The organism is Eubacterium sp. AM46-8 (assembly GCF_003466705.1).
Lineage (GTDB): Bacteria > Bacillota > Clostridia > Lachnospirales > Lachnospiraceae > Lachnospira.
This window is the reverse complement of the sequence record NZ_QSEU01000024.1, coordinates 1-14484: the sequence shown is the minus strand read 5'-3', so window position 1 is coordinate 14484 and position 14484 is coordinate 1. Positions and strand designations below refer to the sequence as shown.

At 35.8% G+C, this 14484-nt stretch carries 20 protein-coding genes and 4 pseudogenes; 2 read left to right on the top strand and 22 right to left on the bottom strand.

Annotation, left to right across the window (positions count from 1 at the left end; genetic code table 11):
- Positions 1-76: 76 nt before the first annotated feature.
- The 7 genes from DW963_RS12900 to DW963_RS12870 form a co-directional block, all read right to left on the bottom strand.
- Positions 77-601, bottom strand: a complete 525-nt coding sequence (locus DW963_RS12900; RefSeq protein ID WP_117916306.1) for a GNAT family N-acetyltransferase — start codon at positions 599-601, stop codon at positions 77-79.
- 22 nt (positions 602-623) lie between these two features.
- Positions 624-965 (bottom strand): arsenate reductase family protein, encoded by a 342-nt coding sequence (locus tag DW963_RS12895; protein ID WP_117916305.1) that lies wholly within the window; start codon positions 963-965, stop codon positions 624-626.
- Positions 966-992: 27 nt separating this feature from the next.
- A complete protein-coding gene (locus tag DW963_RS12890) occupies positions 993-1658 on the bottom strand; it encodes a hypothetical protein (RefSeq protein ID WP_117916304.1) in 666 nt (221 codons plus the stop codon).
- A 17-nt stretch (positions 1659-1675) separates the two neighbouring features.
- On the bottom strand, positions 1676-2119 hold the full coding sequence (locus DW963_RS12885) for a YaiI/YqxD family protein (RefSeq protein WP_117916302.1): 444 nt from the start codon (positions 2117-2119) through the stop codon (positions 1676-1678).
- Positions 2120-2172: 53 nt separating this feature from the next.
- On the bottom strand, positions 2173-2736 hold the full coding sequence (locus DW963_RS13845) for an HNH endonuclease (RefSeq protein ID WP_243004327.1): 564 nt from the start codon (positions 2734-2736) through the stop codon (positions 2173-2175).
- Positions 2737-2779: 43 nt separating this feature from the next.
- Positions 2780-3115, bottom strand: a complete 336-nt coding sequence (locus tag DW963_RS12875) for a DUF3784 domain-containing protein (protein ID WP_021982867.1) — start codon at positions 3113-3115, stop codon at positions 2780-2782.
- Positions 3116-3210: 95 nt separating this feature from the next.
- Positions 3211-3735, bottom strand: coding sequence for a GNAT family N-acetyltransferase (locus DW963_RS12870; RefSeq protein ID WP_055288230.1), 525 nt, complete (start codon positions 3733-3735; stop codon positions 3211-3213).
- 355 nt (positions 3736-4090) lie between these two features.
- Here DW963_RS12870 and DW963_RS14095 point away from each other — a divergent pair, with 355 nt between their 5' ends.
- Together DW963_RS14095 and DW963_RS14090 are read left to right on the top strand one after the other, a co-directional pair.
- Positions 4091-4378 (top strand): hypothetical protein, encoded by a 288-nt coding sequence (locus DW963_RS14095; protein WP_353652825.1) that lies wholly within the window; start codon positions 4091-4093, stop codon positions 4376-4378.
- Positions 4379-4392: 14 nt separating this feature from the next.
- Positions 4393-4767 (top strand): annotated as a pseudogene (locus DW963_RS14090) (peroxiredoxin family protein); the annotation flags it as partial.
- Positions 4768-5135: 368 nt separating this feature from the next.
- Here the strand turns inward: DW963_RS14090 and DW963_RS12855 are convergent.
- From DW963_RS12855 to DW963_RS12790, 15 genes and pseudogenes are all read right to left on the bottom strand, one after another.
- Positions 5136-5357: pseudogene (locus tag DW963_RS12855) on the bottom strand (hemerythrin family protein); the annotation flags it as partial.
- A gap of 114 nt (positions 5358-5471) precedes the next feature.
- The gene (locus tag DW963_RS13840) at positions 5472-5651 is read right to left on the bottom strand and encodes an HD domain-containing phosphohydrolase (protein ID WP_286169398.1); all 180 of its coding nucleotides are present in this window, start codon (positions 5649-5651) and stop codon (positions 5472-5474) included.
- A gap of 87 nt (positions 5652-5738) precedes the next feature.
- Positions 5739-5990, bottom strand: a complete 252-nt coding sequence (locus DW963_RS13835; protein ID WP_286169399.1) for a hypothetical protein — start codon at positions 5988-5990, stop codon at positions 5739-5741.
- Positions 5924-6085, bottom strand: a pseudogene (locus DW963_RS14085) (desulfoferrodoxin family protein); the annotation flags it as partial. The pseudogene DW963_RS14085 and the gene DW963_RS13835, both read right to left, overlap by 67 nt.
- 20 nt (positions 6086-6105) lie before the next feature.
- Positions 6106-7050, bottom strand: coding sequence for an L-lactate dehydrogenase (locus DW963_RS12840; protein WP_117916300.1), 945 nt, complete (start codon positions 7048-7050; stop codon positions 6106-6108).
- Positions 7051-7077: 27 nt separating this feature from the next.
- Positions 7078-7749, bottom strand: coding sequence for a rubrerythrin (gene rbr, locus DW963_RS14080; protein ID WP_353652826.1), 672 nt, complete (start codon positions 7747-7749; stop codon positions 7078-7080).
- A gap of 60 nt (positions 7750-7809) precedes the next feature.
- Positions 7810-8244, bottom strand: a pseudogene (locus tag DW963_RS14075) (flavin reductase family protein); the annotation flags it as partial.
- 7 nt (positions 8245-8251) lie between these two features.
- A complete protein-coding gene (locus DW963_RS12830) occupies positions 8252-8659 on the bottom strand; it encodes a Fur family transcriptional regulator (RefSeq protein WP_117916296.1) in 408 nt (135 codons plus the stop codon).
- Between the two features lie 128 nt (positions 8660-8787).
- Positions 8788-9057: a peroxide stress protein YaaA gene (gene yaaA / locus DW963_RS12825; RefSeq protein ID WP_330415905.1), complete on the bottom strand. Its 270-nt coding sequence runs from the start codon at positions 9055-9057 to the stop codon at positions 8788-8790.
- Complete coding sequence (gene bcp / locus DW963_RS12820; protein WP_026648211.1) at positions 9057-9512, bottom strand: thioredoxin-dependent thiol peroxidase; 456 nt, start codon at positions 9510-9512, stop codon at positions 9057-9059. Before bcp ends, yaaA begins: the two co-directional genes overlap by 1 nt.
- Positions 9513-9515: 3 nt before the next feature.
- Positions 9516-9725 (bottom strand): DUF6219 family protein, encoded by a 210-nt coding sequence (locus tag DW963_RS12815; protein WP_117916294.1) that lies wholly within the window; start codon positions 9723-9725, stop codon positions 9516-9518.
- 478 nt (positions 9726-10203) lie between these two features.
- The gene (locus DW963_RS12805) at positions 10204-11103 is read right to left on the bottom strand and encodes a sensor histidine kinase (RefSeq protein WP_055213902.1); all 900 of its coding nucleotides are present in this window, start codon (positions 11101-11103) and stop codon (positions 10204-10206) included.
- A gap of 3 nt (positions 11104-11106) precedes the next feature.
- On the bottom strand, positions 11107-11961 hold the full coding sequence (locus DW963_RS12800; protein WP_207740307.1) for a DUF2705 family protein: 855 nt from the start codon (positions 11959-11961) through the stop codon (positions 11107-11109).
- Position 11962: 1 nt separating this feature from the next.
- A complete protein-coding gene (locus DW963_RS12795; RefSeq protein ID WP_055213906.1) occupies positions 11963-12880 on the bottom strand; it encodes an ABC transporter ATP-binding protein in 918 nt (305 codons plus the stop codon).
- Positions 12881-12964: 84 nt separating this feature from the next.
- Positions 12965-13717, bottom strand: coding sequence for a response regulator transcription factor (locus tag DW963_RS12790; RefSeq protein WP_117916290.1), 753 nt, complete (start codon positions 13715-13717; stop codon positions 12965-12967).
- Between the last annotated feature and the right edge of the window lie 767 nt (positions 13718-14484).

Here is a 14484-nt window from a genome sequence, read left to right as displayed (position 1 = left end):
TTATCCCCCTTTAGTTTTCTTTTATAGCTTCCTGTAAGGCAGATACTGCACATTATATGCGTATTTCTAATACTTTCTACTCTATCACATACTCATACATTCTAAACTGTCTGTTTCCAACTACCTCATAAAAAATGTTTTCAGTACTTACATATTTAAAGCCAGCTCTGATATATAACTTGTCAGCTAGTGTGTTCTTATCTATTACATCAAGATGAATGGCTTCTATGTTTTCTAACTTAGCATATGATATTAAGTTTTTTACAAATTGAGTAGCAAGACCCATACCGCGGTACTCATATCGGACTGCAAGAGCATGGATTATCCATACATTATTATCTCTTTCATTTACTTTCCACGCTACCCTTTTATACTCTTTATTAGAATTACTGTTAACTATGGCACACGCCTTAATTATTCCTTCATCTCTTAAAACGAATAACTCTTTCTGAACAATACCAGCCATTAAAAAATCTGCTGAAGGATGTACACCCTTTTCCCAGTCAGGAAAAGAAGGTTCTTCTTTGCTTTTATCTATTAAATCCCAATAGAGATTTTCTATCTCATTAAAATCCTCCAAGCTCGCTAATTCAAAATTCATGTATCTGTCTCCTAATTTTTATTTAACTCCAGCTCTTCCAGACATCCGGCTGGTATCCAAGTGTTGATGCTTTTCCATTTCTTACAACAGGAGTCTTAATAACTGATGGATTTTCCAATACCTTTTCAAGCTTGTCCTCATCAGCTGTGTATTTTATAAGAGCAAGCAGATCCTTATCTTTTCCATCCCAGTTAATCATACCTGATAACCCGCCATTAACCTGTGCTACAGAATTGAATTCTCCCTTGCTTATTCCTTTTTCCTTCATATCTATGAACTGATACTTGATGCCTCTTTCCTTAAAGAAACGCTCTGCTTTCTTCGTTTCATTGCATTTCTTAGTTCCAAATATCTGTATATTCACAATAGTTTCCTCCAAAATTTATTTATCTTACCACGGGACCCTTATTTTCTCTAATAGCGTTATTCCAGTATCTAACAAATCACTAACACCCACAAAATCTCCCAGCCACTCCCCAGGCTGCATTGTATTTCCATACCCTAACAAAACAGGCAATGGATCTATGCTATCAAGTACATTATCATCTGATGTAATAATCTTTGTTGTATCAAGACAATATGCCTCGCCCTTGCTGTAATTAATCGTATATTTATATGATTTACCTTTTCTGTTAAACATCCCTGCAAATGGGTTATTAATATCTATCCCATATTCATTTATAAAATCGTCTTCCCCTCGTCTGCTTCTTTCTAAGAAAATTGAAATTTCTTCTGTCACTGTCTTCCTTGCTGCCTCAAACTTACAGGATATATTTTGGAAATTTTCATATGCGTAATCCACGAAATTGCCTTCAAAATTATCGTCCTGTAATATGTCATTTAAGATATTAGGTATGTTTATACTGGATTGACCACATTCATCACCTATGAATATGATTTTGCTACCCTTCCATTCATTGCCCATTAACTCTCTCAATGCACACAGCAGAGCATTATTTATGGATACCGACTCATATCTTTTATTTCCAATTTCAAAATCACTCGGACTTATATATTCTTTTCTATCAAGATTAATCCAGCTAAAATACTCTCCCATATATCTTCCCCTTTATCCTATAGCAGCTTTCCCACTAGTCTCTCAAAAGAAGCTTCAAAGTTTAAATCATCCTGATCACTTCTTTTCCTTGGACCTTTCATGTAATTTTTGCTGCTTGCCCGCCTTGCTTTCTTACTTATATGTCTCTCCATTAACATAAGATCAATATTTTCATTTGTATACCATTTCCCAGACTGATGAATGGCATATGCACCCTTACTTAATGCCATGGCAGCTACACCATAGTCCTGCGTAACTACCAGATCACCCATCTTACAAAGACTTATTAACTTAAAATCAACCGCATCAGCTCCGGCACCCACATATACTACTTCTGAATAGTCTGATGTAAGATAATGATTAGTATCACACAAAAGCATTACGGCAATATTATGACTCTTAGCTATTCTTTCAACTATCCCAATCACAGGGCATGCGTCAGCATCTACATATATATGCATACTCTTATCTCTTTCATTTACAATCAATTGTTATATACATTTAGGAACTGTCTCTATTTCATTCCCACAGATAACTTATACCAGCGTTTTATGTATGGGTCATCAAAAAGCTCAAGGTCGTTTTCTGTAAGTTTCACAAAAAGATCAGTAAGCCCGTCATACTCATTAATATCTCCTGCAGGATACAGTTTCCAGTTTAGCTGCTCTAATGTCCAGTTACTCTTAACTGAATTGTGAAGCATAGACGTTGTCGCATAATTAGACGGGTTATCCTCTCCTCCAATGGCAATAGGAATGATGTGGTCAATTGTTGGGACCAGCTCCCAGTAGGCACTGTGACATTCTTCCATCTTCCAATGGCTCTGATATGGAAATGCATCCGGCATGTAATATGATAACATCTTTAACAATCCCGGATTAACAAGCTTTCCCCCGGTATATCTGTCTATAAAGCCATCTCTTACAAACTGCTCATACTTTTCCTTATCTGTATAGCTTCTTCCCTCTGGTTTTAACTTCTTAAATGGATATTCCTTATTTATAAGATTCTTTGCCGATTTGATATTACCTGTGAAAATACTCTCTGCACTTTGTTTGATTGTTGTAATCTTATCCATAAAAACGCACCTGCTTTCCTTTATCAGTTTTATAAACAGGAAGTTACTTTAATAAATATTTTTCAAACGCTTTATGATTATCAAAGTGGACTTCTCTAAAAAACAGAACTAACCAAATAATATAGGTTGGTATAGCTATATATGGGGTTAAAAAGCAGGATAATAATGCTCCTGCCAACATTATAATAGCCCACATAAAGCACTGATTTCTTATATCACGAGAGATATGAGCTTTATCATACAATGCCTGTTCTTCTTTAGAAAATGAATTAAATCCTGAAACAAATTTTGCTGCTTTTTCCTTAAAAATCGCAAATAACACACCTATAATCAGAAATGGTATTACCAAAATTATACACGACCAAAATCCTATATTCATAATACATACCTCCGCTTCAAATTCCGATTTTCTTAATTCTACAAACTTGAAGTTGTTTGTACAATGTTCAAGATATAACTGTTATTATGTCTTGATTAGAGTACAAACTCATATAAGAGGAACTCCCTCGGTACTCCAATATCAACATATGTGATTTCAACTTTATCCACATACTTAAATCCAAACGACATATACATTTTCTGTGGAATATCATTTCCCTCTATGCAATCAAGACGAATTGATTTAAGGTTTCTTTCCCTTGCTGTGTCTATTGCGTGTTGAACTAACTGCTTCGAGTATCCACGACCTCCATATTCCGGAAGGACTCGCAAGGCATGAAGAACTACTGTCTCGTTATCATTTGCATCAATAAGCCATTTAACTGCGTGATACGCCTCATCACGATCATGATTCATAATATACGCCGCAACAATTCGACCATCTTCAATACCGATAAACTGATTTCTCTCTTTGATTGCATCTTTGATCATTTCATCTGGAGGGAAACCACCTTTATCTCCCTCCGGCAGAAAATCTTTTCCGCTCAAAACTTTACACATACCGTCATAAAACTGTCGCAATTCTATAAAATTTTTCTCTTCTGCATATCTGATAATCATAGAAATCTATCCCTCCAGGAAGTTTGGTAATTTTTACAGACAGAGTACTCTTGCAATCTGTCTATTTTTCTCATTTAATATTCATGTATAATATATGTATCTCCTTTTTCATGCAACTCCATATACGTTTTAGGTGATTTACTACCATAATTACTCTATCATTAATTGATTTCATTGTCTATATACAGACAACTAACATGCACAAAAACGGTACCAAGATGCATAATTATGAAAACTGCTTATCAAATTCTTCCTCGTCCTGCTCATCTACGAGATAGCCTTCCGGTGTTGCATACTCTCCAGTAATCTCATCAAGATAACCAGGTACAAGCTCTTTACACAGAAGGAATGATGCATGATGAATAAAAGCACTGTTGATCCAAATGGCAATTATGCTGATTATCTGGCTGGTACAGTAGAATCGAACAAAGCTTCCTTTACAGAGGCCGAGTTAAAGACACTTACAGAAGATATTGATGCTATACGAAAAATCGAGGAGCAGATAGCTGAAATTGAAAATAAGACTACTTCTGACAGTAGTAAGAAAAACAATACCGAAGCCACATCACCTTTCAGCAATTTATCCGGTAAAGATTTAATGGCAATCCCGTCGATGAAAGTTTATTTTCAAAAAACGCAGTAACTGTAGTCAATTTCTGGTTTAACGGCTGTAAGCCCTGCGTAGCAGAGTTATCTAAGCTTAATGAATTAAACGAAGCTATCAGGTCAATGGGCGGTGAGGTTGTAGGCATCAATACCGAAACCTTCAATGGCAATAAAACTGCCATAAAAGAGGCTTCTGCTATTCTTGAAAGCCAGGGTGCAAAATACCGCAACCTTTCGATTGACTCTTCCTCAAATGCAGGTAAATATGCCTCTGATATTATGGCATTTCCCACAACTATACTAGTTGATAGAAATGGTAATATTGTAGGTGACCCAATGCTTGGAGGAATTGACAATAAGGATAACTATGATACACTTATGAAGCAGATTAAATCTGTAATTGCAGCAGATAGCAATAGCAAATAAAACATCAAAGTGCTGTTCATTACGACAAACAGACCATTTTCGAAATGGTCCATCCTATAGACTAAAGAATCAGAGGCAGTATATGATTGAGGAAATTTAAGTTACATAAAATATCATATAAGCGTGTAGGTTTTCCTACATTCTTATATGATAAAAAAACTACAATTTTATATTGACATTTGCACACGACGCATCATTTCAAAAAAATCATCTGTTTCATATACCTTATATTTACACATATATTTTTTTGTCAAATCCTCTGCATGCTTCCATAGAAAAAGATATAGCTCCAGTTTGTTATGAAAATAATGAAACAAAAGTGACTTGGGGCTGCTACTCTCTAAAAAATAACAGCCTTTCTTACTATATCAGCCTTTTGGAATTTGACCATCGACATACAGAATGTGATTAACTAACCACTCTGTGAGATATTTTAAAATCCCCATAATCTGTTCATCTTGATCTTCTACCTCATCATTGTGATGTTCCATAAATTCATCAAGTTTATGTATAAATTCCTGATGTTGAACTTTCTGTGTAAATATCTTCTTATAATTAATAGATTCCATATACTGCTCTTCATCACTAAAGTGTTTTACTGTTTAATTTCGGAGATTTTCTAATATTATATTAATCCTATCATATTTATCCGGTGTAAACTCATCATGAAGCAGTTCATATGCCTCATCTGCATATTTAAATAACTAATTCCAACTGTTATTACCAGATTCCATGTTATTTCCTATAATATCAATGGTATCTGCAAGGTGAATAATCCTTGCAAACAATGGAATTTCATTCCACTTTTTTTGAAAAGGACCAGTTCCATCGGCATGTTCATGATGATACAAAATCACATTTGACACATCTGTTTTAAATGGAATTTTAGTAATATTTTTTTACCATAAATACAATGAAGATTTGTTTTTTCTCGGATAAATCTTTTTTACAATTAATGACGGAATCATTTTTCAGTCTTCCGAAATATATTGTGTCAAAGCATTATCATGCAGTAAAGCACACATGGCTAAATCTTGTAATTCATCACCTTCAATTTTCCAATATTCAGCCATGCATATACTTATATAAGCCACTGTTTTTCCATGTTTGTTTTTGATATTTACCAACTCTGCTTCTATACAGTCCAAAGCATAAGAACAGGCTCCTGCCCTGGATTTAACTGTTTTCTGTATATTCCCTGGTTTGTATTTAATGTAATCCACTCAATGAAATGCTCTTCAAGCATTGGATGTTTTGTCTCCCCAACCACGACATGAACATGACTGCCTTCCACTGTATATACAGGTATATGCCTTTTTCTCCTTCCATGTGTAAAATTTATAATTCAATTGTCTCTATAATCTTTTTCAAAGAATCTGCGGATTCTTTAAGCTTTAGCGCTTCCTCACCACTTAAATTAATAGGTATATCAGACTCAATACCATCTGCACCTACAATAGCTGGCATACTTAACGATACTCCGTCAATATCATATACTCCATGAATCATGTGTGATACAGGAAGTATTGATTTTTCATCTCTCATAATCACTTCGCAGATTCTTTTTACAGACATTGCAATTCCATAATATGTAGCGTGCTTTTTGTTTATAATCTCATAAGCACTGTTCTTGACTGCTGTAGCTATTTCAGCCGTGTTTTCCTTGTGCTTGTAATGTCCACGCATTTCACACATTTCACTTAATGGAACACCAGATACATTGGCTGATGACCATACTACTACTTCGCTGTCTCCATGCTCACCTACTATAAATGCATGAACACTCCTGCTGTCCACAGATAAATGCTCACCAAGCTTATATCTTAATCTTGCACTATCTAATACAGTACCCGATCCAATAACCCTGTTTTCTGGAAGTCCTGATAACTTTATGGCTACCTGAGTCAGGATATCTACCGGATTCGCAACTACAAGCATAATACCCGCAAAATTTCTCTTTGATATTTCAGGAATGATTGACTTAAATATTGCTACATTTTTATTTACGAGATCAAGCCTTGTCTCTCCCGGTTTCTGTCCCGCTCCGGCAGATATGACAACAATTGCAGCATCAACCACATCATCATAATCTCCGGCATATATTTTCATCGGACTCGCAAATGGAATACCATGACTGATATCCATCGCTTCTCCTTCTGCCTTGTTCTTATCTGCATCGATAAGGACAATCTCTGTAAACAAGCCACTCTGCATCAGAGCAAATACCGATGCGGAACCAACAAAGCCACAGCCTATCATTACTGCTTTTTTTGAATTAATCACTTTCTTCTTCGTAATAATCTCATCTCCTTAATAATTCTCTTCATGTACTTCAAAATAGCTCTGTGGATGATTACATACCGGACATACTTCAGGCGCCTTAGTTCCTACCACAATATGTCCGCAGTTACGGCATTCCCATACCTTAACTTCGCTCTTTTCAAATACCTGTGCAGTTTCAATATTCTTAAGAAGTGCACGATATCTTTCCTCATGGTGCTTCTCAATCTCACCTACTGCCCTGAATTTTACTGCAAGCTCAGGGAATCCTTCTTCCTCAGCTGTTTTAGCAAAGCCTTCATACATATCTGTCCACTCATAATTTTCGCCTTCTGCCGCTGCCGCCAGGTTTTCCTTTGTATCACCAATTCCTGCTAATTCCTTGAACCACATCTTTGCATGTTCTTTCTCATTATCTGCAGTCTTTAAAAACAATGCTGACATCTGCTCGTAACCTTCCTTTTTCGCTACAGAAGCAAAATAGGTATACTTATTTCTTGCCTGTGATTCCCCTGCAAATGCCTCCTGTAAATTCTTCTCTGTCTGTGTTCCTGCATATTTGTTTGCTGCCATCTCTTTTACCTCCGTTTTCTTTACTACTTTTTCAAAATCTGATGCTGGGTGCTTGCACAAAGGACATATAAAGTCATCTGGTAATTCCTCGCCTACATATTCATATCCGCAAATTCTGCAACGCCATATTGTCTGACTGTCCTCTGTTTTTCCAACCTCCTGTGGCTTAGGCTTAATATTGTTCTGATAATAATCATATGTTACTGAAGGAACATTGCTTAAAACTTCCATATCGGTTATCTCACCGATAAACATCGTATGTGAACCCAAGTCCTCTGTTTTAGTAACTGTCACAGAAATGTATGCATTTGTACCTTCTGTAATATAATAAATACCATTTGTGCCCCTGGCACACTGCTCAAATGCTTGAAACTTATTGGTATCTCTTCCTGATTGGAAGCCAAAATGTTTGAACAATTCAAATTGTGCCTTCTGACTTAAGACTGATACAGTAAATTTTCCGGTTCTTTGAATCATATCATGCGTATAATTTGCCTTATTTACACAGATACTTAACTGGTTTGGTTCCGAAGCTGCCTGAATGGCTGTATTAATGATGCATCCGTTATCTTTTTCTGCTTCTTTAGCGGTCAATATAAACAGTCCATAACTCAACTTATACATTGCTTTCCTATCCATGCTGTTCCTCCTTTACCTTCTCCCTGCATTTCGGGCAAATGCCTTTAAATGAAATATCATAATCCACAAATTCAATTCCATGAGTGTTATGAATTTTTTCCAGCAAATCCGGTATTTGATCCATATCCACATCAAAAACTTCACCGCACTTTATACATCTTACATGGTAATGATTTTTCAATGTAAAATCAAATCGGTTCGGTCCATCCGGAACTTCAACCTTTCTTAATGCACCTTCCTCTACCAATATATCAAGATTTCTATATACAGTTCCTTTTCCAATTGTTGGATATGCTTTTTTTATAAATTCATACACTTCATTTGCCGTAACGTGTCTTCTCATTTCGTATACGGTATTTCTTACAAGATCTTTTTGAATGGTATTTCTCCTACTTGTCATTAGTCCTCCTTATTAGGATTAGTTCTTAATAAAGATTGTATATCACTATCATCCTGTTGTCAATAAAAAATAGTAATAATTCTCATTATTATAAAAGATGCCAAACTGAGCATCTTTTACCTGAATAACTATTTTATTTTACGTTCAAATACATATTCTGAATCTGAAGATAAATCAGACCTAAGCCTGTTATAAAGATTCATATTTTCCAATCTGTTAAAATTCTGCTCTGCAATCTTGTCATTACATTTCCAGATAGCTTTCAGTTCTTCTTTTGATTTGCTTTTCATCCAGTTTAATACTTCTGCTGTCTTATCAATATAGACAGGCAATTCAAGCGGTGCTAAGTTATCGGTATCTACAATCATCTTTTTTGCAGGTGATAAAATAATCTTCATTATGCCAATTCCTTAAGCATATTTTCAGGATCATCTGCCGCCTTGACTTTATCATTTGCCTTTATAATGATTCCCTGCTCATCAATAAGATACGTAGTTCTTACTACACCCATAGATACTTTTCCATAATTTTTCTTTTCTTTCCAGACATCATATGCTTCAATAACTTTACGCTCCGGGTCTGCTAATAGCGTAAATGCCAGTCCGTATTTTTCTTCAAATCTCTTGTGAGACGCTACAGAGTCCTTGCTCACTCCGAGAATAACAGCTCCCTTCTCAGTAAACTGTGGATAACGCTCAGAAAAGCCACATGCCTGCTTCGTACATCCTGGCGTATTATCCTTTGGATAAAAATATAAAATTATTTTTTTACCTAAATAATCACTTAATTTATGCACTTCTCCGTTCTGATCCGGCAATTCAAAATCCGGTGCTTTTATTCCTAACTCTAACATTTACTATTCCTCCGCTTTTGTATTTTTCACCTGTTTTCTTGTACTTTTATTACCTGAAATCATTTTATGACCAGAATAGACTGCCATAATCATGCATATCAGAGAGCCAAATGCAAAGTATTTGTGTGCTGCTTTTAACCCTTTATATCCTGTATAAAAAGTTCCAACCATTGTAACTATTGCTCCGATTGACCAATATTTATGTGCTTTCATGATACACCTCCATATTTTATTATCAACATCATAATACAACAATTTATTATTTTTCATAGTTTTCTTTTATTTAACAAATCACATAAGATTACTCTTGTATTGTTTTCAACTTCTTTAATCTTACAAACAACCTTATACCCTTCGGACACATCTCTTCAAGTTCCTCAAGGCTGTAACTTCTCAAATCATCTTTGCTTTTTATCCACATTCTAAACGCATCCATACATAGGAAGTCATCAAATCTGATATAATTCCTGCAGTGTTGCCTGCCCCATATTACTAAACTTTATAAAATGCTCCTTTGGATATTCTCTCAATCCTTCCAATGACTCAAATCCATTTCTTCTGAGAATATTCTTAAAGTTCTGGTCAAGATAATCCACTTCAATTTCCTGATATCTTATACATGGGCGGGCCCCCTCTAAGGAAAGACATCCTTCCTCTGTCTGAAAGGCTCCTGTTTTTCAGCCTATGCATGTTATACCACAAGCAAAACTTTTATCTCAATAATGAAATCATTCCCCTGTATTCTTGCACTTATATCTCCATTCATACGCTCCACAAGCTCTTTTGCAATAGATAAACCCAGTCCGGTTGAGGCTCTGCCTCTTGCCACATCTGCTTTATAAAAACGCTCGAACACATGACTTAAGTCAATATTTTCAGGATGTTCCGTATAATTGCTGATTTTAAGCAAGGCGTAATTATCCTCACGGGTAAGCTTGATACTTATATTCTTTTCCCCATGATCAAGACCATTTTTTATGACATTCTGTATAACTCTCCTTAAGCCCTGCTTATTACCTGATATATACAGCATTTCCTCAGTAATACTAATATCTGGGCAGATGCCCTGCTTCTTCCATTCATCATAATAAGAAAATACAGCTTCTTTTAATATTCTGTTCATACAACAATCCGTAAGCTCCAGCTTATATGAATCATTTTTCAGCTTAGTGAATGTAAAAAGCTCCTCCAGCATTTCATTAAGGCTGTTAAGCCTTTCTCTGATTATATCAAGATATCTCCTCTGGTCATCTATATTGTCGCATTCCTCTATAAGCTGGAAATACCCATCCAGTGATGTAAGCGGTGTCCTTATATCGTGTGAAAGATTAGTATATGTATCTGCAATAAGCTCTTCTTTTTTTCTGTACTCATTTCTTTCTTTTTTACGCAAGTCAAGAAGCTCATTCAATTTATCTGAAAGCTCACCTATTCCCCCCATATCTATTTCACGTTGAATCAGCTTGTTACTATCGTGTTCCATAAGAAACGACAACTGGCGGCAGATGTCCTTAATCTGCCGCTGGTATTTCCACATAATAAATGCCTGTATAATAATTATTACTGCTAATATTCCAATAATAATCCTCATTCTCTATATATCCCTTTTCTGAAAAATATAACTGCTTAATGACAGCATTATTATAATAAATACAGCTGCCACACACATTGAACTAACAACATCCTCCCTGCCTGCATTCATAGGAAGCATTGCCATCCTTCCAGTTACTGTATACTTATAGATGCTGAAGTTATGAAGTCCCTTTCTGTTAACTACATAATCTATAAAGGCATACACAATACTCATTATATTCATGGTAAGACATACCGACAAGGTCATGCTTATGACATTATTCTTAATTATAACTGCTATCGCCATACATATTAACACAAATGCATAATGAAGCATAAGTTCCGTTAAGAAATAAGGTATAATCTCCTTCCAGTTACCCCACATCACACATTTAAACGCAAGCATATTCGCTGCCGCCTGGAATACAAATATCCCTGCAAAGGTAATTGCTGTAAATAAAGCAAGCGCAACTGCCCTTGAAACAATAAGCATCCCCCTTTGTGACACTTGTCCACCAATATTCTTAATATAACCGCTCTTAATATCTGCTGTTGCAAACATAACCGCAAATATTACAAGAAAAAGTGCATAAAACTTCCCCTGTGCATTAGAAAAGAAAACATCCATTACCGTAACCTTCTTCCCTGGCTCCGTAGGTAATTCCACACTCATACCAATATTGACATTATCTGTATTCTGCTGCAAAAGCTGTTCCTTGTTGCTGTCATCTGCCTGTTGTTGCTCCCATTCCTTATTAACTGCATCATAATCTATTTTTGAAAGAAATGAGGTAAGCAGTGCTGATGCCAGCAATATAATCCATATTACATACATACTCTTTGTACGAAACATTCTGTATACATCCATCTTTATCATATTAAGCACGATTGTCACCCCCTGTAAGCCTTAAGAAATAATTCTCAAGTTCTTCACTTGTAATAGATATTCCTTTAACCGGAATTCCCGCCTTTGCAAGCTCCATGTTCAGTCTGGCACTTTCTCCCAGTCTTTCAAATATATGAATATGTTCTTTATCTATAACCTGATAGCTGCTAAAGCCCATATCATCAAGCACAGCAATAGCCTGCTTAGGATTATCAAGTGTAAGCTCTATGCGCTCACTGCATTTTTTCATAAGCTCTTCTCTTGTAAGCTCCTGCACAAGGCATCCATTATGAATAATGCCATAATCTGTAGCAAGCTTTGATAATTCCTCCAGAATATGACTTGAAATACATATTGTCATGCCACGCTCCTTTGCAAGCTTCTGGATAGTTTCACGCACCTCCACTATTCCCTGTGGATCAAGTCCGTTAATCGGCTCATCAAGAATAAGCAGGTCAGGCTCGCCTACAAGTGCAAGAGCAATCCCTAAGCGCTGCTTCATTCCAAGCGAATAATGCTTTGTTTTCTTTTCTCCAACAGTATCAAGGCCCACTGTTTTTAACAGCTCTTCTATATATCCTTTTTTCTTAATCCCCGTAAGCTTACATTTAATGTTCAGATTGTCATATGCCGACATATTGCCATAAAGTCCGGGAGCTTCTATAAGACACCCTACTCTTGAACGTACCTTTTGTAAGTCTTTTCCCTTATACCCAAACATTTCTATTTCGCCATAAGACGGTGTTGACAGTCCGCTAATCATCTTAAGACAGGTCGTTTTACCGGCTCCGTTTCTTCCAATAAAGCCATATATCGCACCCTTTTTAATGTGCATATTTACATCATCAACCGCCCTGTGTCTGCCATACTGCTTAGTCAGATTCCTTGTCTGCAATAATAATTCACTCAAAGCTTTTTCCTCCTTTTCTTAACTGCTATTATCATAAAAAATAAATCCTAATCAATCGCAAATAAATAGTAAAAAAAAAGTAAATTATTCATGCAGGCGATATCCAATCCCCCATATTGTTTCTATATATTCATCAGGTGTAACGGTCTTTATTTTCTTTCTGATATTGCTTATATGCACATCCAGTGTCTTTGTTTCACCCATATATGGCTCATCCCACGCATATTCAAATATATCCTCCTTGCTAAACACCTGCTTCGGGTTTTTAAGCAGCAATTCCAGTATTGCAAATTCCTGTTTTGTAATCTTAGGAAGCACCCTGCCACCGATACTTACCTCAAAGGTAGAGCGTATAAGCACCATATCCCTGAACTCAAGCCTTCCGCTGCCTTGTCCTTCCTGTATACCAGCCTTTGTTTTTACTTCCGTTTCTGCTTCTGTTTCTGCCTCTGCTTCACTTTGTGTTTCTGCCTCTATATGACGAAGTTGCACCTGAATACGTGCCAATACCTCTCTAATCTCAAATGGCTTTGTTATATAATCATCTGCTCCGTCTGTCAGCACTCCGATTTTATCATCTATACTATCCTTTGCAGTCAGCACAATCACCGGAAGCCTTCCCTGTTTTCTTATCTCTTTTAAAACCTCTTCACCACTTGCACCAGGCAGCATTAAGTCAAGCAGTACAAGCGTATAAGCCTTTTCTTTTATATCCAGAAGCAGCTTTGCCTCTGTTCCTGAAAATGCCTGTTCACACGTATAACCTGCCTTCCTAAGTACCTCACAAAGAAGGTTATTAATATTTATATCATCCTCTACAATTAATATATTAAGCATAATTTTTACTCCTGTCCGATATTGTTTTATCACTGATTCCCTGTTTAATCTATATCATAATATTAACATAAATCATATTGTTTCATAGTTTCTACATTTCGATATTCATGCTTCTCATAATATCCTATCAGCTTACCTTCATCTCTGAGTGCTACCATGTAAACATCTTTATTCTGTTTCGCATTTATTTTTCACATTATAACATCTATCAAATTGATCCGCACTAAAAAAGGACGCAGAATCTCTCCCACGTCCTCAAGACTATCTGGCTTTATCTTCTCTCACCTTCGATACTTCCTTTATTTCATATCTATGCGATATAAATTAAGTCTCTCCTGTTTCGTATATCTCCTTAATATAAAAATGCAATCATGCGAGAGTTCTCGTAGATTGCATTTTTATATTAAGCATGTATTTAAGCATATCGACTGTGCTAATCCCTGATCTATTAAATTTTCTAAATACTTAGGAATCTCAAATTTCAGCTAGTTTTCTCTGCAGAATACTCTTATTACTTTCTTTTACAGTAGTTGAATATTCAATAGTATGCGATATTCTTACGAACATCGTAAACATATCTTAATACACTATATACATATTGTCGGTAACATCATATGCACTAAATTAATAAATTTAGTAACCTATTATGATTATTATGCGCACATGTAAGTTCTCTTTTGTGAACTTATATTTTTAATTATAGCTTCTAAAATTTATTGTCAAGAAAAAAGTTCCTTTTTGTGTTCTTTTGTGCTATCATATAATAT